The organism is Epilithonimonas caeni DSM 17710, from assembly GCF_000426465.1.
Taxonomy (GTDB): Bacteria; Bacteroidota; Bacteroidia; order Flavobacteriales; family Weeksellaceae; genus Epilithonimonas; species Epilithonimonas caeni.
The window spans coordinates 270,590-290,462 of the sequence record NZ_AUFK01000017.1 but is presented as its reverse complement, the minus strand read 5'-3'; the positions used below and the strand labels follow the sequence as shown (position 1 = coordinate 290,462).

Genomic DNA, 19,873 nt, shown 5'->3' with positions numbered 1-19,873 from the left:
ATGGATTTGCAAAATATTTCATTTGAAAATTTACCACAAGCAGTCGCCTTCTTAATTCGTGAACTTGCTGAGATAAAGCATCTGGTATCAAAAGAAGATGTTGTTATACCTCTCAAAAAAATTCCAATCGGAATAGATGAAGTAGCATCCTTAATCGGTAAAGCGAAACCAACCATTTACACTCTTGTTAGAGAAAGAAAAATCCCATGCTACAAAAACGGTAAGAAACTATATTTTTTTGAAGAAGAAATACTGAACTGGATTTCTAAAGGCAAGAAAAAGACCTTGCAGGAAATTACCGAGGAATGTGAAGCGGATTTTAAGAAAAATCGCAGAAGACAACATAACTAATAAAAATGCGATCGATGTCTAACGAAATTAATAAACTAAAGCAAAAGCTTATTTGGCAAATGACCGGGGAGGAATTAGTAAGTTTATTTAAATATGAAAATATTTATATAACAAATCGTACAAAGAGATCCTTGCAGCAAAATAAAATAATTGATGAAAAGTATGTGTATGGTCTTAAAGGTATAGCCAAGTTATTTAATTGCAGTATTTCATCTGCTATGAGATTAAAAAAGAGCGGTAAAATTAAAGATGCGATCACTCAGGAGGGGCGAAAAATTGTCCTGGACGTTGAGAGAGCTTTAGTTCTAATTAACAATGAATATGAACTAATAAACTGCAATAAAGAAAAAGATGATGTCGTTACAAGATAGCAGTCAGAAAATCATTCGCAAGGAATTTAAAAATGAAAGAATTCCTGAGAGTATAAGAATAGGCAACCATTTTGTTGATGATTTTATCTTTGATGAAAATAGTCAAGCCGCCAACATTCCCATCAATGCGCTAAGGGTTATATTTAATATAATCTCTATTATAAGTAATGAACAATTCAGACCTGAAGATCGTCCGAAGCAACTCTCTTTGTTCGATGATGATTTTGAGACTGAAAATAATACTTTCGCCCTGCTTAAAATTAAGAATAGCAAAATTTCTCCCAGTGGCTCAACAAAGCAGGTAATTAATGCCTATGAGTTTTTAGCAAAATTTAAGATGGGATGGTATAAGTCCCAGAATAGAAAAGGTAAGGAAATCAAAACTTTTGCAGGACTTATATCAACACCAACCTACGATGAAAGAGGCTACACATCTTTTCTTATCAGCAGTTATTGGCTGAAGAAATTAATTGTAATACCGGAATATAATTATATGCTTTATCAGTTGGTGTATAATATTAAAAATAATAAACATATCATATTTGCAATTTGGCTGGCTAAACTTCCATCAACTGGCACTGTATTGAAACTGTCAACATTTAATTCGAAGTTTGACTTAAATTATCGAACAGCAAATGATTTTTGTTTTAAATTTTTAAAACAGGTTAAGGGCAGTCTCGATAAATACAGTACAGTGTCATTTAATTTCAAATGCAAAGGAGAAAACATTGCAATTCATCCATATTCCACTGAAAAAATTCAGGAAGCAGATTTGAATATAGATAGCGAACACTTGTTCATCACCTATCGAATTAATTATTTTAAAAAAAGGTACAGATTGCAGGAGCAGGAAATGCTGCAGTTCGCATATCATTATCGAAATATATTACAGACAAGAGAGCTGATAGAGAAATCTTACAATTACTTTATCAAAAAAAATAGAAAATTAAAACTACGATCCTCTGATTTTAGTGGTAAGGTATTTTTAAAGGAGATACAACAACTTATGATAGAACTTTACCGGGACACAAGAATGGGAAAATTTCTTCCGGATGGATATCCCGTCATTTTTTAATTAATCTAATATTTTATTTACAATGAATTGTGAGCAAATAAAACAAAACGTCAGTATCAGGACGGTTATGGAATCCTATGGTCTATTCCCTGTAAAAGAAAACAAAAGAACAGCATTTTATTTTGCATTAGATAGACAAGAGAAAACAGCCAGCCTGTCTGTAGATTTCATTAAGAATACAGCTTTTGATTTTGGAACAGGTAAAATATATGATGTTATATCAATAGTTCAAGCTATTAATAAATGTAATGTTTCAACAGCGCTTGAATATTTAAATAAGCTTGATTTTTCGCCTACAATAGATAATGTGGTTGAAACAAATGATGGCTTTACTTATAATGTTTTAAAAACAATCGATGTCGAGCATCCTGCGTTGCTAGAGTATCTTAAGTCAAGGGGAGTTTTGAATTGTAAAAGTCTTATCAAAGAGATCCATTACAAAATAGAAGATAAATATTATTTTGCGATTGCTTTTTTTAATAATTCAGGAGGTATTGAAGTCCGTAATAAATATTCTAAAATCTGCCTCGGACCAAAAGATGTGACGTTAATAAAGAAGGGAAATCAGCAAAATAATGAAATTGTTGTATTTGAGGGCTTTTTTGATTATTTGTCATATAAAACGATAGAAGATGATAAATTTTCTTCAGATGCAGATTATTTAGTCTTTAATTCAACATCGATGCTCTTAGCGGGAGATAAAATACTAAAGAAATACAAAAAAATATCTCTATTTCTTGATAATGATAAAACGGGAAAAACTGTCGTAGAGCAGATCCGCAACAGCTATAAAAATGTTGAAGATTTTTCCTGGATGTACCAACATTATAAAGATGTGAATCAGTGGCTGATAAGGTGATGATGTTTTCAGTAAAGACAAAACCGCTACTTAATAGTAGCGGTTTCATTTTGAAATTAATCTTATTGAGTAACCCATCCTGGCACTCCGTTCACACTTTTTAATATAAAGGTTCCATTTGATGGGGGAATAGGAATTACTTCAGTTGCAAAACCAAAGCTGCCATCCGCTTTGGCTACAACTTTTTTGGTGTAAGCTGGATCTCCGTCTGCATCGGGCATTTGTGAAGGTGTAACACTCAGTTTTCCATTGATATTGAGCCATCTTTCAGAAAAATCTCCAGAGATTAGCGCAAACTTATAGTCTGTATAATTGTTTGTAATGCTATCCCAAAAATTTGTTGAACTGGTGGTTACTGGTGTTGAATGAATTGCCAGCTTATTACTAATACTTCTATTTCCAGATGCGGGGCTTCCTGCACCGACACCAATAAAAACATTATTAGATCCAGTTCTATTGCCTGTACCCGACAGATATCCTATAGAAATATTATCATTGCCTGATGTGATATATGACATTGCTCCTGCACCGATTCCAATATTCCTGTTTCCGGAAATTGTTCCATTAATAATACCATTTAGTGCTGATACCCCCGCTCCATAATTTAGTTTTCCAGTAATTTCTCCTTGAGACATTGCATAGGCACTGGCCGAATTCCCTTTTCCGGAAGTTATGTTTGAGTCCGTTGCAAAAATTGAGTTGTATTCACCGGCGATAGTGCTTCTAGATTTACCGATGATATAATTTTCTTTTTGATCAAAATCAAGCTTCAGATTATTTTTTACAATAAGTTCCAGCGTGGAAGTATTACCTGTTTGAGAGACAACTTCCAATGGATCACTTTGAAGTAATGGAACCCATTTTTGACCGTCGAAATAATATAGACCTGACTTTTCAAGATGAACAGATTGCCCTGATAAATTGGTGGCAGGTGATAGAACGAAAACTATTGCTCCCTTCTGTGCTGTAGTGTAAGTTTTTGTTGCCAATTGATCTCCACTAATTCTTGGTAGAATGATCCCATCGAAATGATTGGCATCATCTGGTTTGCCTACTACTTCTAAGGTAGCTTTAGGCGTTTGAGTATTGATACCGACTTGTGAGAAAAAGTTGGCACTTATCAATAAAAAAAATAGTTTTAGAAAGTTGTTTTTCATTTTGTTATTTGATTATAGTTCACTATGTTTTTAGAATCTACTTTTGTGGTATAGCTATTTGGAGTGAGGTTTGATCCAATTTGAGTAGCCTTGCACTTCACCAGTGGCGTTTGAGTTTATCATATTTAAGTTTCCTGCAATAATATATATGGTATTATTTTGAAGCAGTACCGGAATTACATAAGTTGAATTTTCATTTTGCATAAAAACTATATCTTTAGGAAAGTATCCGATTTCGTTGCATATTCCCGAAATATCAAATAAAACATCATCTAAAACATTAGGTGCATCAGATGCTCTGCTAATTTCAAATTTTATATTCACTATCCCTTCTAATTTCCTTAAAGTTACCGAGCCTTTAAAGCCTCCATATTTTTTTGTTCCTATCGAATAATGTTTTGAGGATGTTAAGTAAACATTTTTGTCAGACGAAAGATTAAGAGGCTCAGACCACTTTGATGATTCTGTCAGAACATCATCATTGCTGTTATCAAATGACAGAATAATTCTATATTCTATTGGTTCCTTTTGATTGGATATAGATTTCCACGAATATCCGCTAAAGTAATATAGCCCTGGCTCTGTAATATCAGCTACCTGACCTGATAAGTTTGATGGTGCAGTGGTGACAAATATAACAGCACCTTTCTTTGAATAATTGTATGTTTTTTTCTGCAACTGATCTCCCGTAATGCGTGGGGGGAGAATTCCATCATAATGATTGATGTCTTCTGCTTTTCCTACAACTTCAAAAGTAGTCTCAGGAGATGAGGTGTTGATTCCTACCTGAGAAAACAGAAATGAATTAACACAGAAACAAAGCAGCATAAAAAAGTTGTTTTTCATCAGTAATTCTTTTGTTAAATTATTTTACAAAATTCATATTTAACCGTATTACTGCTATTAAACTAATTGTTATAAATGGCGGAGTGAACTTTTATGATTGTAAAAAGTCATAATTGAATATTCAAAAGTTTTATTCAAGGCGATCTATGATTAAGAATTGAACATATGTGACCATTGAGTTTATTTTGTCGCCTATGACTATGTCATTTAAAAGTATAATCGGTTTAAGCAAATTCTTCAATTCGGAAAGGCGCTCATTTTATTTCGGAAAAGCACTCTGGATATTTCGGAAAAGCGCTCCTAAACCCAACTAGTCGGACGAAAATTATCTCTTTTATACTATTAGATTCGGAAACGAACTCTTTACATTGTCGAAATTTTGATAATTGTGGATAAATACTGAATGTTGGATTGAAAAATTCGGAAACGCACTCATTCGTATTTTGATTGATGTTCGGAAAAGCACTGATCTCTTTTTCGGAAAAGCGATCATCTATCTTTCGGAAACACACTCATTCTTAAAATCCTCTCAAACAGCTGCTGCAGGATAATAGTGGAGTACAGTAAAAGTATTTCTAAAAATATATAAAAGTTCTTTTTTCTCTAAAAGGAATTTAAGCTTTTGCTTTTAAAGAAAAAATATAATCTTTTAGTACAAAAATTATGTCTTTACATCTTTACAAATAAACCGATTGTAAACAATATGTATTGCAATTAGTTTGATATTATTCACCAGTGTAAATTGATAAGTTGATTTAATAACTGTGTTTTTGTTTTTACAATTGCAAATGTAGAAAAGAGGCTTTCTCACAAAAAAATCTTTTTGGGTATCTAAAAAATTTTCTACACCAGTTCCGATAATTTGTCAGAAACTCCTAAATCCTTCGGACAAAAATATTTCAAGCCCTGAAAATAAATATAATTAGTGACTCTTTTTCCTTGGGTTTTATGCGCCTGCTCTTTTTCTATGGTCATAAGCAAAGAAAAACCGGAACCTCAGTTATACAAATCAATTCAACTTATGCTCTTTGACATCTTCGGAAATATCAAAAAAATATATAAATAATCATTTCCAATTAGGAAAAACAATAGAGAAAACCGAGTGTCCTCGATACCAAATCAATTCACTCAAGAAATTTTTAGAAAACGAAAATAATTTTAAACAATTTAAATTCAATTATTATGAACATCGTAGGCAGAATTACAAAGAATGCGGAAGTTAACGCATTAGCAAATGACAGACAAGTTGTTAATTTTTCAGTAGCTATAAATGATAGCTTTAAAAATAAACAAGGAGATAGAGTAGAACAGACCACATTTTATAACTGTTCATACTGGATTAGTTCTAATGTAGCTAAAATTCTTACCAAAGGTACTTTGGTAGAGCTGACAGGAAAACCAAGTGCAAGTGCTTGGATAGGAAAAGATGGAGAGATTCGTTCGGGTCTAAATTTTCTCACATCATTTATTAAAGTTCACGGAGGAGGAGGTAAGGCGGATGTTAATACTAATTCAACCATCGAAGCCAAACCACAAACAGCAAGTGCTTTAGTCGGAGATAAGGATGATGATTTACCATTTTAATTTAAAATTTAAACAATGAAAATATCAAAAATTCCTACAGATTATCTTTTTATCAAATCCATCGATTCAAATGAATTTAGTGATTTTGCAATCATTCATACTACTGAACAATGGAGAGAATTATGTACTGAAAGATTGGACTCTGTAAAACCTTTTGAAAATGATACTTTTTTCAAATGGCTTAATTATAAAGATGAAGCAGTTGATTTTTTTAGGTTTACGGATGAAAGCTTCTCTGAAATTAAAGATTGGTTTCAAAACAATGATATGTTTTTCGTGGAAACTAATGAAGAAGAAATCAGTCAATTGAAACCATTGGATTTTGTATTAAACTGTTATCAGATGCAGGTTTTTACTGATGGTACTGCCATTTATAATGCTTTTGAAAAGCATTTGGGTACTGAATATTGGACTCTCCAATTTTCTCTGAACGAATTAACACAGACAACTTAATTGAAAGCTATGCAGACCAATTTTTTTAGACAACTCGCCAAACTTAATTTAAAAGGTGACTTGCAGTTGATACTTCGACCAACAGAAGAAAATGGCTTTGTTCTATCCATATTGCTCAATAATGAGCAGTGTGGAGACGAAGCAAGAAAATTGATTCCACCTGTTAATTTAAAGGGAACAGCAGAAGAGCTTGATAACGGATTCTTTGAAACGGTAGGCACACCATTACAGACTGCTTCGGGTTTAATGGTAAATATGGAAAGCTTTATGAAACAGATGGAAGAAGCCAAGAAGAAATCTGCAATGGAAAAGGAGAAAAGTGATAAGGAGAAAAAAGAAAAGGAAACAAAGGATAAAAAATTTACTGAATCCTTACAAAAGGCAGTGCAATTTGAAAAGGAGGGCAAATATAAAGATGCGTGGTCTGCTCTACCTAAAATTTCAGATTATCCCGATAAGGCAGATAACATCAGGAAAAAGCAGGAACAATATGAAGTCCATCTTGCTCCAAGTCTTTTTTCCGAGCCACAAGAACCACAAGAAATTTCCAACATTTAAATATAGATTATGTTACTCGCAACACAATTAGAACGGGTTTTCATTCTGAAAGATAATGGACAGGATATTCGCCTGACAGACCCCGAACCAAAATGGAGTGTAGAAGCAGTGATGAATTTTTATGCTAATAATTATCCAATTCTTACCACTGCAAAGGTTTCCGCTCCTCTGATTAAAGATGACACTATTCAATATCAATTTGAAAGTGTAATGGGAACTAAAGGATAACAGTTTATGAATTAAATCAAAATTAAGATGAATGCAACAAAATATTATAAAAGGAAAAATAGTAATTCCGGAAGAAAAAAAACAAAAACAGGTTCATCAGCAGGTAGGCGATTTTATGAAATGGATGAAGCAGGAAAAAGACAGTTCGGAAGTACAGAAAGACCAGAGAAAGTCTGTCCCATTGGCACAAATACCAATGGTTTTCTGAAAACGGCTTTTCTGCCAAAGCTTAAAGAATGTAGCACAACATCAAATTTGTCAAAATCAAAAACAATAAAATTGGAGAGGGATTTTTATAAATCCCTTTCCCAAATGTCAGAGCATTATAATCTTTCTCAATCTGATCATAAAGATTTTGAATTTCCATATAACATCTCACTATCTCTGAATCATTGCCGAAAGCAAATGAAAACGAGTATCAAAAATTGGCAGGATATTAAATTGGAGCACAAAGGTAACTGCCTATATTTTGTGAGCGAAGAAAGAATCAGTACAGGAATGACTCTTTACTATATTCCTGTCGTTCCTCTTCATAATATGCTTCATCATAAGAAATACAGAAAAACAGCTCAAATGCTACTTTCTGTATGCACTTATCTGTATCGGATTATTGATATTCCTTATTACAGACAGGAAGCTTCATACTTATTTTGGTTATATGAAATGCTAAGCGACTGGATTGACCAAGATGAAGAATTGGATGAAAATTGTGAATATAAAAAGCAATTACAACAGGCTGAATTAATTGGTGATATTATGGAGCAGAAGATTGCATCTATCAATAATTTGTCATTTTTTCAACAGCGTGTAACTTCATTTAAAGCAAAAGATAGTTTTGATGTTGAATGTTTGAATCTTGCTAATAAAGCTTTCTCCTTATACAGCAAATTTCCCGAAGAACGCATCTATAGAAACATACATTTTAATAATAATAAGGACTTCTCTAATGATGATGAATTCGATTACGATGAAAATGATGAAGCCGTTATTTCAATGGATAAATACATTTCATTTTTTGCTGATGATAGAGGATGGGCATATCAAAGTATTATCGATAGTGTAAATAATGAATTCAATGAATATGCTGAAATTCAAGAACCTATTGTTTTCAAAGTTTTTGATGGGAAAGAAGTTTCAGATAACAGTCTGGATTTTGAAAGTGAAGTTTTTGAAATTCTTAATCAGCTTGCAGGAATACTTGGCGACTTTTCAAGTCTATAAATCTTAACTCGAATTAGTTATGAAACGAAAAAATAATAATATTGAAGCAAAAGATGTAACAGAAGATTTTGAAAATCTTTATCATCCAAAATCAGCATTAGTTTTCTACGAAAGTGATGATAAGCTTTCTGATATGTACGTTGAATATTTTGATATGGATGAAGATGGCAGTCCCATTAATGCACATCCACTTACAACCAACGAAGCTAAATATTTAGCAAAAAGACTTAAAATTCAAAATTGCAGAGAAAAAGAATTTCTTAAACCACAGGGAATTATTTCTTCTAATATTTTACTCATCGACAATTCAGAAAATGCAAAAGTGATTTGGTACACAGAATTTTCAGAACGAGAATTATATTTTTCTAAGGATTTGGAAATACCAAATGGTACAGCGAAAGTACCATCCTTAATTTGGTGTGCTGATAAACTGCATTTGAAGATATTTGCTGTTGATTACAATCAGCGACCAACAGAAGAGACTTCGCTATATCACGCACCATTTTTTAACATCTATGATAACGGGAGTGTTTGTATGGGGAACGTTGATACTAAAATTAAAAAGTCAGCTTCCTTGGAAGAATTTACGGCTACTTGGGAGCATTTTTTTTTCAATTCCTATTTCAGTCACTTAATGTACAATCATAATCCTATAAAGGGAAATTGTGTCTCGCTTTGGAAAGACCTTGTTCAGAACAGAAAGGATTTTCCAAATGATGTGCTTATAAAATCTAATCTTAAATTAAAAAACCTACTGTAATGAATATTCAAAATAATTCAATTGTAAATAATAAGCCAAGAGTTCATTTTACCTATAGTAATTTTATTCAGCCGACAAACCCAATATCTATAAATCTGATAGGGGCAGGAGGAACGGGTTCGCAGATGCTTACTGCTTTGGGCAGAATAAATTATGCGCTTAACGAAATGGATCATCCCGGACTTTCTGTAATGTTATGGGATGATGATAGGGTAGAAGAAGCAAATCTCGGCAGACAGCTTTTTGCTGAAAGCGAACTTGGACTTAATAAAGCGACAGCATTAATCAACAGGACAAACCGATTTTTCGGAACGGCTTGGAAAGCGGAGACTAGAAAATTTCAAAGAGACGCTTCGGACAGGATTACGAGTAATATGACCGCCAATATTTTTATTTCCTGTGTCGATAATGTGAAAACAAGATTTGAAATCGCTGAGGTTTTAAAAACTTTGGATGATACTTATATACATCGTAATACAGCAAAATATTGGATGGATTTTGGAAACAGTAAATGTACAGGACAGGTATTACTCTCGACAATCGGAGATATTAGACAGCCTGATTCTCAAAAATATGAAACGGTTTCCAATCTTGCTTTTATAACCGATGAATACGGTGATTTATTGAGACAGTCAGAAACAGTAGATGATACTCCAAGTTGCAGTTTGGCAGAAGCACTTGAGAAACAGGATTTATTTATTAATTCTTCTTTAGCCCAATTAGGAGGCTCACTCCTCTGGAATTTATTTCGAAATGGGATGACCGAAAACAGGGGATTTTTTCTGAATCTTCAAAATTTTAACTCACAGCCTATAAAAGTTGCCTGATGGAAATCGGGTGGCAAAAATGCAATTTCTCCTATGGTCGAAAACGCATTTTTGCCTATATGGAGCAACCACATTTTAAAATATACCTATCTAATTCCATTCCTAATATTTTAAAAAAAGGTTGCGGACTTTTTAAATTTTATCATATGATTGTAAAATTAATTTATTTTTAACTCATTGTAATATAGTTTGTTATTATCTTTATGGTAATTAACCTTGAAAACAATAATGCAATGAGAACACGTGCTAAAGAGAACGGACTTGAAGTGACCTGCGTTGCAGGAACTTCAGCAGTGATACTTTCGATTGATATGCCCCAACAACAAACTGAGGGACTACTGGGATTTTCTATCGAAAGAGAAGATTTGATAGAAAATGAAAAGTACTTTTTAAAAGGATTTAAATATTTTGAAGAAACTGTTGGGAGCGCAGTAAAAAATGAATTATTCAGCAGCTTTGAGCATCCTATCCAATCATTTATGTGGGAGGATTTTACTGTAAAATCAACCTACGATTATATCTACAATATAATTCCTGTATATGGAAAGCCTAAATTTTTAGAGCATAGACCTGGCTGTAAAATCAAGGTTAATATTCCCGACGAAAGTACTTCAAAACACTCAGTGTATTTTAACCGTGGGGTAGCGGGGAGCCTAGCATATGCTAGAGAGTTTGGGAATATCAGACCTTGGTCAGAGGGAGTATCTGAAGAGAATTCTTTGAGAGCATTAAAGTGGCTTGGTAAGGGCTTGGATGATGCTTTGTTGAACTTTATCAAAAAAGCTGAAGATGAAACATATAGTATTAGAGCTGCTTTTTACGAGTTTGAATATTTGCCCATTTTAGAAGCATTGAAAGATGCATATGAAGATAGAAGCGTTGATGTTAAGATAATTTATGATTCCAGAGGAGAGGAGAAAGCAAATAATCTTGCCATAAATGAAGCAGGCATTCCAAGACAAATTTTAATTCCAAGAAAAGAAGAAGCAAATAAAAGCTATATTGCTCATAATAAATTTATGATACTGCTGAAAGATGGTAAACCTATTGAGATATTATCGGGGTCTACCAATATAACAGCAAAAGGAATTTTTGGTCAATGTAACGCTGCTCACATTATCAGAGATGAAGAGGTCGCTCAAAAATTTCATCAATATTGGGAATATTTAGCACAAGATCCAATTAACGAAGTGTTAGGTAAGCAAACTTTGGAAATTCAAGAAGATATATTGTATGATAATCTTAACAAGGGTATAACCGTATTTTTCAGTCCCCGCGAACAAAAAACTATTCTTAAAACGTATGCTGAATATATGGATAATTCAAAAAGTCTTATTTGTGGAATGTTTCCATTTTCTTTTAGTAAGCATATGAAAGAAATAATAACTAAAGATACAGAAAATCTCAAATACATCATCTTAGATAATAATAGATCTATACATACTACATTAGTTTCAAACGATTATGATAATGTAATAATTTATGGAACTTATTTAAAAGATGGTCTATATGATTGGCTCGCAGAAAAACATTCAGGTTTACTATTGAATGCAAAGCCAAGTGGAGTAGGGACAAATTTCATTCATAATAAAATTATACTTATTGATCCTCTAGGTGAAGATCCTATTGTCATTTCCGGTTCTGCAAATTATAGTGATAATTCAATTTTGAATAATGATGAGAATACTTTGGTAATTAGAGGTGATAAGGATTTAAGTGATCTTTATTTTACTGAATTTGTAAGAATTTTTAATCATTATTATGCGCGATCTAAAGCTTTAGAAATGTCGGGAAAAGTTTCAGGGAACGATAATCCATTGCATTTGAAGACGGACTACCTTGCTTGGGTAAAATCATTCTACAATAAAAATGCATTAAAATATAAGAGAAAAAAAATGTTTGTAGATTTAATCTGTTCCTGATTTACTAGCTGCAGGGACTTTTTAATTACATAGCGATGTTACCAAATACTTATGACAAACAAGGCTTTACAAAAATTAATAGATGATTTAAATAATAAAGGTAAGAGAACAAAAAGTGTTATTTATCTTAGACCTTTAAGCCCGAATGTAGATTTCGCTAAGGTCTGGATAAATAAACCGAAAATAACTGATAATATTACATCTTCAGACGGATTCAAAAAATTTTACTTCATTAAAAATGAAACTAAAACTTATGTAGCTGTAGTCTTGGATATGTATAGTGATTTACATTGGTATGTTGTACCAGAACATAGAAAAAATGGACATTTGACCAACTCAATGAAGGATGTAGTTTTGTTTCACTTATTTATTAATAGAGATGAGCAAACAATTACTATCACAGAAAATCAAATTGGAAAATCTTTTGCTGATGCGTCGAAAAAAGTGGCACTCGAACTAGGATTTATTCAAACTGATGATAATGAATATGTGCTTGCAGGTGATGACTACGTATGTTCTGAGTCAAATTTTGTTTTGAACTCTAAAATGTCCGAAGATAGAATGGTTGAATTAAGGAACGAAATTAATTACTTAGGTCGATCACTTTGGAAAATTCAAACTGAAATTGAAATGAATCTTGGACTAAGTGATTACTGCGAAGAGCTTAAACAGACGGTTGACACATTAAGAAGTAATTCTTTGAAATTTGAATTCTTATGGAGAAACAATAACAAATAATAACTTAAACTACTGATTTTTTTAAAAAAGTAGTTTAAGATATTATTTAATTCAAGGCATCAAGATTTCCGATATATCTACTTATGATTTTTAGGTCATCATTTTCTTCAGTGTTCAAATCAGTCTTTTTAATCAATGAAATTATTTTGGAATAAAAACTATTATTAAATCCGTCAAGTGCTTTCTGATATTCGATATCAGTGTATGATATTTTGAAATCGTCAAATGAAAATGTAAAACCGATATTTGAATCAAATAACATATCTATCAGAATTTCCTCAGATAATAAAACTGACGGTTTGTCTTTTGGTACAATCTCCTTTAGTTTGAAAGTCGTTTCATATTTTTTGAATTCTTCCGATCTAATTGTTTTCTTTGAAACTTTACCTTTTTCAGAAACACGTTTATGAGCAATTGTAGTAACAAGCTCACCTATATCCTCTTGTGACAATGTTTTTGTAGTAAGTAATTCCTTTTTTTGCTTGTTAACAATTTTTGGAATATACTTTTTTGAAAATGAATCTGTGTCATAAACTCCAATGCTGTAACCGGAATTATTTGATTTGATTTTGGCTAATGGCCTGAATATTTCATTTATTTCCTCCTCTGAAAATTCTTCTTTGATTTCGGTAATTTCTTGTTCACCAAGAGGATTAATGAAAATTTCATTATGGAAATTTTTAACAATATTTGATTTTAAATTAACAATTTCCTTTTCTTCGTCATTTCTTTTCATCCAATCATTAGCAATTGAAAATCGAAAACTTCCATAACTTGAGTTTGTGATGACCGGATTAATAATTCTATCAATTTCTTTTTGAAGTTCACTTATACTGTCATCTCTAAATTTGACCAAACGCCTAACTTTAGTAAGTGCATATGCCTTTAATGATTTCAAATAATTATCTGTAAAGTCTTTAATCATTTCTAAAGTAACAGAATGACCAAATTCAAGCTTGGTAGGCTCAATAGTATAATGTGTGCTATTTTGTCTAAGAATACTTAAATAGGTATATTCTTTTGTCTGCCCAAAAGGATTAATATTTTTTAAAGAAACTAAAATCTCTAAGGCGTCATACAATTGTTCCTTAACCTCTTCATCTTTACTGTTAGTTAACCCAAAAAAAATAAACTTTTGTGCCTCCTCTATCTGTCCAGCTTTTAAATTTAAAAACGCAGCACTTCTTACCAGTATACTCCTTGTGGGTTCAAGGTCTGGTTTGTCGAAATAGAAATCTGCAACCTCACTTTCTAATTTAGCTGCCGTTTTGTATAGTTCTAATGAAGCATCAAAGTCACCTTCATCTAAAGCCTGCTTAGCCTTAAATGAGTAATCCATAGCTTCTCTATGTTGTAACTTTGGTTTCATTTATGAATTTCTTTTATGGTTGTAGGTTTGGCAAAAAGTGTGACAACGACAGATGATGATTGGTCTCTTTTTGAACCTCTATTAATTTGCTCGTGTTTCTTTTTTATGCGATTTATTAAGGTATTTGATTTGTTTTCCTCCAAAATACCGGATATTTCTACATAATGATATTCTTCGTCAAGAAAATTCAAATCATCATCATCAGGTTCAGTTTTAGAAAATCTATAGTCAACGCCATCGCCAATTTCAGTTTGTTCTACATATTTGTAATCCATTATTACTGACATTACAAACCAAGCCAATGCAACACCACCGTGATTAGCAATATCTTTATCCTCCTTCATTGTTACTTTTGAAAAATTGGAATCCCAAGTAACAATGTTTTTGCTGGATTTTCCGTCAATGGTAAATTCAAATTCAGCCTTAGAGTCTTTATGATAGCGATCAAGTCCAACAGCAGCCCAATAATTGTGAACTTTTATATGCTCTTTTGGTGGGCCTTGTAGCTTATCTAAAGTAAGATCAAGATGAAGTTCTGTCATTAAGTTATTAAAGTTATTGTTTTCACCAAATATACAAATTAATCGTTTTAGTTGTCAATTGTCATTCTAAACTACTTTTAATCTTGATTTTGTTATCAAAAAAATATAGAGTTGTTGCAACTAAGAGTTATTACATTTCCATACCTAAATCGAGTACTTCGTCAAGAATTTTCATTGTTTTAAAGGCATTTTCCCAACCTCCACAGCATTCAGGGCTTAATGCAATTGTAATGACATCTATCTTATCCATATTTTCAACTAATACATTCCCGACTTTTCTGATCAATTCATCAGAATAAATCTGATAATAGCCTTTACTGTTAGAATAAAAGAAATCTATATCCAAATTTACTATACCGCCATTTTTGGAATCTTTCAGCCAATGATGTAAGCTGTTAAGAAAGTCTTCTATCTTATACTCCCAATCTATAAATTCATTTTCCGGATATGGCTCTTTGGTTATAAAATGTGTAGTTCCAAAGAAATTCGGATATACTTCATTTAGATTTAATATATAATTATCCCAGCGGAACAACGGAGCTTTTATATTGAGTTCCTCCGGATGATTTTCATTAAGTTCAACATATTCTTCAAATGTAATTTTTTCAAGATCAACATTATCATTTAATAAATCTTCCTTGATAGATGGAATAGGGTATAATAGGTCATTATGTCTGTCAATATGATAGAAGTCGTATGATTTAGTGATATCTGTTTCCTGTAACCAGCACCACGCTGCACATAGATGATTATCCATCACATAAACCTTTCCTTTTTTGTATAAAAAATTGGCTGTTGTACTTCCTGAATCCAATAATTGCTGAGGTTTTTCTTTTATCCACATATGCTACCAAATATAGTAAATATCCAGCTGTTGTTGTATAGATAATAGTTCTCTTAAACCTGCTATAATCTAAATGTTCCGTGTTTTCGGTTTGCAAAACTATAAATACAGTTTCTGTACAAAAAAATCTTTTTGGGTTTCTAAATAAAATGCTGCGCCATTTTTTTCAGATACTCCTAAATCCGAAGGACAAAAATATTTCATAGCCTCCATTACATACTTCATTGCGGTTTTGTATTGAATCTGAATTTCTTTCGTCAGAAGCAATGAAAAACAGGGAGAAAGTAGATTATAAAACAATGCTGTTAAAATATCAACTGCTCTCAACAATTTAAATATTAACCCAAAAAATTGGCAATTATGAAAAATCCCAAAATCTCAGCTAATGATTTTTACAATCAGTTTACAGGAACTGAGCAGTACTATTCCTACATCTTTGGAATATTATTGACTGACGGAGTCAAAAATGTGGCATATGAAGAAGAGTGCTACTGGTTTCTGGACTGTATAGCATCTTATCAGACTTCTCAAAAATTTCAAAGTGAAGATTTTCAAGTATGGACGATTAAAAGAATCAAGGATGAGCAGTTTAGTCTTTCTGCATCTGACGGAAATGAAAATCAGTTAATGTCAGCCATTATTCCATTCTCTGACTTCTTTTTTGAAGAATTTACCATCTGGAAAGAGGGTAATGTACTATTACTTCCAAGCGAACACTAAATAATATGAAAACCTCACGATGTATAGGTAATCGTTTTATCAAATTCCAAACTTAAGAATACTTATAAATTTTATGGGAACTTATTCAATTATATATTTAAAAGAAGCTCAATTAGCTGAGGAAGTAAATAACTTTCTGAAAGAAAACTTTGATTTGAACTATGAAAATTTCAATGGCGTTGACTATGGTGTTTTCTTTACACAGGCAATGTTCAATGAAGAACTTAGATTTTTAAATGAAGATGAAGAAGGTAAAAAGATACTAGCCCATTATGACCGACCGCTTACTACAGAAACTTACTATTCTCTCTTATTTGGAATAGGCAACTGCTTTGGAGATATTGGAACTGCCTGTATAAAAGTCTCAAGTGTAATTGAATCAGATTTCAAGTTTATCAGAGCACTTCAGAAGTTCAAAAAGACACCTGAATTTATCAAATATGTCGATTTGAAAAAATCACAGCATCTTCAAAGATTATTATCAATAAGGATTGAATAATTTTAATTGTTTTCTAATCCTTTATATTCTGACTTTCTCGGTTTTCTTATGCGAAATTAGAAATCCATCCTCCAATCAAAAAATCTTTTTGGGTCTCTATAATTACAGCATAGCTATAATTTCAGACACTCCTGAATTCTTCGAACAAAAAGATTTCAAAGCCTTCATTACATTCTTTCATTCCGGTTTTATTGAATGACAGATTTCTTTTGGAATGCACATAAAACAATAGAAAAGTCAGAATATTAAATAAAGTATTATGAAAACATTCACAAAAAAAAGTAATTCAAAAGATTCTTCACAAGAAAAAAATGAAGATAGATTCATTTTAAAAATACTCGAAAACCTTGATAAAGTTAATCCGCAGGACTGGGAACATTATGCTGATGTGCAATTTCAAATGCCGAAAAATCTTTTTACAAAAAAGCAATATCAAGGCTTTAACACAGTAGCTCTTTATATTGATGCTTTAATCAATAATTTCCAAACCGCCGATTATGCGACATTCAACTCTATTTCGAAAGCCGGTGGCAGACTAAAAAAAGGAGCAAAAGGTACAATCATTGAATTTTTTAGCTTCATCTACAAACATAGAGAGACGGGTAAAATCTATAGCAGAGAACAAGTATTAGAAATGTCGGTGAATGAAAGAGAAAATATTAATAAGATCAGCTGTTTAAAGAATTATACCGTTTTTAATGCTGAACTGATTGAAAATATAGCCGATCTAAATATTGATACTGTCATTGAAGAGGAAAATCTAGTACTGGATTTTCAGGAACAATGTAATAGTGAAGAATTTATCAATTCAATTATTACTAACGGTAATCTAACAGTTAGGCAAACTCTTTCTAGTACAGCTTATTATACGCCTTTAACAGATATAATTTCAATTCCAGAAAAGAAATATTTTATATCTGAAGATAAATATTATTCTACATTATTTCACGAGATCATTCACTGGACTGGTCACGAAAGCAGATTAAAAAGAGAATTAAAAGGTCATTCAGATTTAACAAGTTACTCTTTTGAAGAACTTATTGCAGAAATGGGTAGTATGCTAATCTGCCTCCAATTTGGAATTACTAAGGAGTTTATCAATTCCGTAAGATATCTTAAAAGCTGGTCTGTCAAAAATACATCTAAGCGTGAGGAAAATATCAAGAAAGCATTTGCATCATCTAAAAAAGCAAAGAAATTTCTTGAACAACTTTGATAAAATAATAAGGCTGCCATAGGGCAGCCTTTTCTATTATCGTCAAGAATTATTATTAAATATTTTCCTAAAGAATCTTTTTAAAGGATTCTTCAAGACATTCCAGCCAACGACGATAATAACTAAAGTTAGAGATATTTTTCTTGCATTATTATTGTCAGTGGTATTACCTATAAACGCAAACAGAAATATGTAAAACGCTATTGCTCCGTACACCACAAATTTTATTATTCTTTTCATTATTAATTCTGATTAATAAGAATATGTAAATATAAAAATATTTTTGAAATAATAGGTAAAATATTTTAAATTGGTTTAATAGGTAAAAAATAGTATATTTGTTTAATTCTGATAACAATGAAATGGAAGAGAGTACAAATCACAATTTATTTACGGACATTGCAAGAAGGAATTTTCTAATAAAACAGTTCTTTAAAGCAAATGATGTTACCATTGATTTACTGGGAGATATCAATAATCCCTTAATGGTAACTGAAAACAATATTGTTTTAAGCTGCTATGTCAGTAATTTTAATCTTATTTTTAAAGATGATTCTTTTGAAGGAAATGAATCATTTACCATTAAACTTAAAAATGACCCGGCTATTTTGAAAGATAAATTAGCGGACTGGATTAATTATGCTTCTCACAGGAAAATATATATTTTTACCTCTGACGAAGGATTGTATTATTCCAAGTTTATAAGAATTTATAATGGAAAATTACCCCTTTTCAGCCCTTCAAAAGAGTTGGCATATTATGTTTTCCAACGACAGAAAGCTGTTGAAATGGTTCAGAAACTTAAAAAAGACAAAATAAAATTGTCTATTGTGCTTTAAATAATTTGTAAAGCCGTAAAAATATGATTTATATTTTTCGGTTTTAGTTTTACATTTGTAATAATTTGTTGTCGTTGAATCGGCAAGTTGGCTAATAAATAAGCATTCTATGTGCGCAAAAAAAGCAACCAAAAACTTATTGGTAAAAACCGATAAGTCTTTAGTGGACAATTTTAAGATTTGCAGTTTTACTTATTACAAGGATAACGACCTGTTATCCCTATTTTCCTATAGACATTATTTATGTGTCACATTACTGAATGTTCAAAAGAGTTTTCAGCAAAAATATCATAAGGTTACCGCTCCTAATGAGCAGTATCTTGTTTTTTATAAAAAGAGAGGAACTAAGATTGAAAATACAAAAGAAGAAAGAATATTGGAAAGTATCAATTTTCTACTTCCACTAAAATATTCTGATCTTTATTATGAATTGATGCACACTTATTACATCAATGAAAAATCTGATTCTTCAAGCTATTCTATTTCCGCTTTTTTTGAATTTCTTGTTTCTTTTGTCAGCAAAACTCCTTTGGAATTTTTTTCTGTTGAATTATAACATTCTATATTTCTACATCAATTTAAATATATAATTGTATAAATACGGTAGTATGTATTTATTGAATTGTTGAATTATATGTTTATATAATTCAATAATACTGTCAATATATATTTATATAATTGTTCAATTGTAGGTTTACACATTATTGCAAATGTTGATTTCAACTTTTAAAAAATGGCTTTTGAAGATGATATTGTAAAAATAATTTGTTTTTTTTGTGGTGCAAGATGTCCTTTTGGACGTCCATTTATATAAAATGAGACTACAAAAGAGTATCTTGCCTTTTTTCAAAAGGATTATTACTAACTCGGAACTCGTTGAAATTTTAACTTAAA

25 protein-coding genes are annotated in these 19,873 nt (G+C 31.6%); 19 read left to right on the top strand and 6 right to left on the bottom strand.

What is annotated here, in order from left to right:
• From K319_RS0111565 to K319_RS0111550, 4 genes are all read left to right on the top strand, one after another.
• Positions 1-351, top strand: coding sequence for a helix-turn-helix domain-containing protein (locus K319_RS0111565; protein ID WP_002977250.1), 351 nt, complete (start codon positions 1-3; stop codon positions 349-351).
• Between the two features lie 14 nt (positions 352-365).
• A complete protein-coding gene (locus K319_RS20290) occupies positions 366-722 on the top strand; it encodes a DUF3853 family protein (protein ID WP_002977252.1) in 357 nt (118 codons plus the stop codon).
• Positions 703-1,797 carry a hypothetical protein gene (locus K319_RS0111555; RefSeq protein ID WP_002977254.1) on the top strand — a complete coding sequence of 365 codons (1,095 nt, stop codon included), beginning with the start codon at positions 703-705 and terminating at the stop codon, positions 1,795-1,797. The genes K319_RS20290 and K319_RS0111555 overlap by 20 nt, the downstream gene beginning before the upstream one ends.
• Before the next feature lie 67 nt (positions 1,798-1,864).
• On the top strand, positions 1,865-2,656 hold the full coding sequence (locus tag K319_RS0111550) for a toprim domain-containing protein (RefSeq protein WP_235696105.1): 792 nt from the start codon (positions 1,865-1,867) through the stop codon (positions 2,654-2,656).
• Positions 2,657-2,718: 62 nt separating this feature from the next.
• On the opposite strand, the gene K319_RS0111545 is transcribed toward K319_RS0111550, so the two are convergent.
• A complete protein-coding gene (locus tag K319_RS0111545; protein WP_002977257.1) occupies positions 2,719-3,813 on the bottom strand; it encodes a hypothetical protein in 1,095 nt (364 codons plus the stop codon).
• Positions 3,814-3,867: 54 nt separating this feature from the next.
• Entirely contained in the window at positions 3,868-4,659 is a 792-nt protein-coding gene (locus tag K319_RS0111540; protein WP_002977259.1) for a hypothetical protein, read from the bottom strand.
• Between the two features lie 1,182 nt (positions 4,660-5,841).
• Here K319_RS0111540 and K319_RS0111520 point away from each other — a divergent pair.
• From K319_RS0111520 to K319_RS0111480, 10 genes are all read left to right on the top strand, one after another.
• The gene (locus K319_RS0111520) at positions 5,842-6,243 is read left to right on the top strand and encodes a single-stranded DNA-binding protein (RefSeq protein WP_002977263.1); all 402 of its coding nucleotides are present in this window, start codon (positions 5,842-5,844) and stop codon (positions 6,241-6,243) included.
• Positions 6,244-6,258: 15 nt separating this feature from the next.
• A complete protein-coding gene (locus K319_RS0111515; RefSeq protein ID WP_002977264.1) occupies positions 6,259-6,696 on the top strand; it encodes a hypothetical protein in 438 nt (145 codons plus the stop codon).
• A 9-nt stretch (positions 6,697-6,705) separates the two neighbouring features.
• The gene (locus K319_RS0111510; protein ID WP_027383749.1) at positions 6,706-7,254 is read left to right on the top strand and encodes a PRTRC system protein E; all 549 of its coding nucleotides are present in this window, start codon (positions 6,706-6,708) and stop codon (positions 7,252-7,254) included.
• 9 nt (positions 7,255-7,263) lie between these two features.
• A complete protein-coding gene (locus tag K319_RS0111505; protein ID WP_002977268.1) occupies positions 7,264-7,482 on the top strand; it encodes a PRTRC system protein C in 219 nt (72 codons plus the stop codon).
• A 31-nt stretch (positions 7,483-7,513) separates the two neighbouring features.
• The gene (locus K319_RS21525) at positions 7,514-7,690 is read left to right on the top strand and encodes a hypothetical protein (protein WP_002977271.1); all 177 of its coding nucleotides are present in this window, start codon (positions 7,514-7,516) and stop codon (positions 7,688-7,690) included.
• A 197-nt stretch (positions 7,691-7,887) separates the two neighbouring features.
• Positions 7,888-8,703 carry a hypothetical protein gene (locus K319_RS0111500; RefSeq protein WP_126358622.1) on the top strand — a complete coding sequence of 272 codons (816 nt, stop codon included), beginning with the start codon at positions 7,888-7,890 and terminating at the stop codon, positions 8,701-8,703.
• Positions 8,704-8,722: 19 nt separating this feature from the next.
• Entirely contained in the window at positions 8,723-9,463 is a 741-nt protein-coding gene (locus K319_RS0111495; RefSeq protein WP_002977276.1) for a PRTRC system protein B, read from the top strand.
• Positions 9,463-10,290: a PRTRC system ThiF family protein gene (locus tag K319_RS0111490; protein ID WP_002977279.1), complete on the top strand. Its 828-nt coding sequence runs from the start codon at positions 9,463-9,465 to the stop codon at positions 10,288-10,290. The genes K319_RS0111495 and K319_RS0111490 overlap by 1 nt, the downstream gene beginning before the upstream one ends.
• A gap of 233 nt (positions 10,291-10,523) precedes the next feature.
• Entirely contained in the window at positions 10,524-12,212 is a 1,689-nt protein-coding gene (locus K319_RS0111485; RefSeq protein WP_164720334.1) for a phospholipase D-like domain-containing protein, read from the top strand.
• A gap of 51 nt (positions 12,213-12,263) precedes the next feature.
• Complete coding sequence (locus K319_RS0111480) at positions 12,264-12,950, top strand: hypothetical protein (protein ID WP_002977283.1); 687 nt, start codon at positions 12,264-12,266, stop codon at positions 12,948-12,950.
• A gap of 46 nt (positions 12,951-12,996) precedes the next feature.
• On the opposite strand, the gene K319_RS0111475 is transcribed toward K319_RS0111480, so the two are convergent.
• From K319_RS0111475 to K319_RS0111460, 4 genes are all read right to left on the bottom strand, one after another.
• Entirely contained in the window at positions 12,997-14,319 is a 1,323-nt protein-coding gene (locus K319_RS0111475; RefSeq protein ID WP_002977285.1) for a hypothetical protein, read from the bottom strand.
• On the bottom strand, positions 14,316-14,861 hold the full coding sequence (locus K319_RS0111470; RefSeq protein ID WP_002977286.1) for a hypothetical protein: 546 nt from the start codon (positions 14,859-14,861) through the stop codon (positions 14,316-14,318). The genes K319_RS0111475 and K319_RS0111470 overlap by 4 nt, the downstream gene beginning before the upstream one ends.
• 130 nt (positions 14,862-14,991) lie before the next feature.
• Positions 14,992-15,705, bottom strand: a complete 714-nt coding sequence (locus K319_RS0111465) for a hypothetical protein (protein ID WP_002977288.1) — start codon at positions 15,703-15,705, stop codon at positions 14,992-14,994.
• A gap of 99 nt (positions 15,706-15,804) precedes the next feature.
• Positions 15,805-16,032: a hypothetical protein gene (locus K319_RS0111460; protein ID WP_002977291.1), complete on the bottom strand. Its 228-nt coding sequence runs from the start codon at positions 16,030-16,032 to the stop codon at positions 15,805-15,807.
• Between the two features lie 33 nt (positions 16,033-16,065).
• Between K319_RS0111460 and K319_RS0111455 the strand changes: the two genes are divergently transcribed.
• The 5 genes from K319_RS0111455 (at position 16,066) to K319_RS0111425 (ending at position 19,535) form a co-directional block, all read left to right on the top strand.
• Entirely contained in the window at positions 16,066-16,425 is a 360-nt protein-coding gene (locus tag K319_RS0111455) for a DUF6876 family protein (protein WP_002977293.1), read from the top strand.
• Between the two features lie 73 nt (positions 16,426-16,498).
• On the top strand, positions 16,499-16,924 hold the full coding sequence (locus K319_RS0111450) for a hypothetical protein (RefSeq protein WP_002977295.1): 426 nt from the start codon (positions 16,499-16,501) through the stop codon (positions 16,922-16,924).
• Between the two features lie 259 nt (positions 16,925-17,183).
• Positions 17,184-18,140, top strand: coding sequence for a zincin-like metallopeptidase domain-containing protein (locus tag K319_RS21085; RefSeq protein ID WP_002977297.1), 957 nt, complete (start codon positions 17,184-17,186; stop codon positions 18,138-18,140).
• A gap of 362 nt (positions 18,141-18,502) precedes the next feature.
• Positions 18,503-18,979, top strand: a complete 477-nt coding sequence (locus K319_RS0111430; RefSeq protein WP_002977301.1) for a hypothetical protein — start codon at positions 18,503-18,505, stop codon at positions 18,977-18,979.
• A gap of 109 nt (positions 18,980-19,088) precedes the next feature.
• Positions 19,089-19,535: a hypothetical protein gene (locus K319_RS0111425; RefSeq protein ID WP_002977302.1), complete on the top strand. Its 447-nt coding sequence runs from the start codon at positions 19,089-19,091 to the stop codon at positions 19,533-19,535.
• The last annotated feature ends 338 nt before the right edge of the window (positions 19,536-19,873 follow it).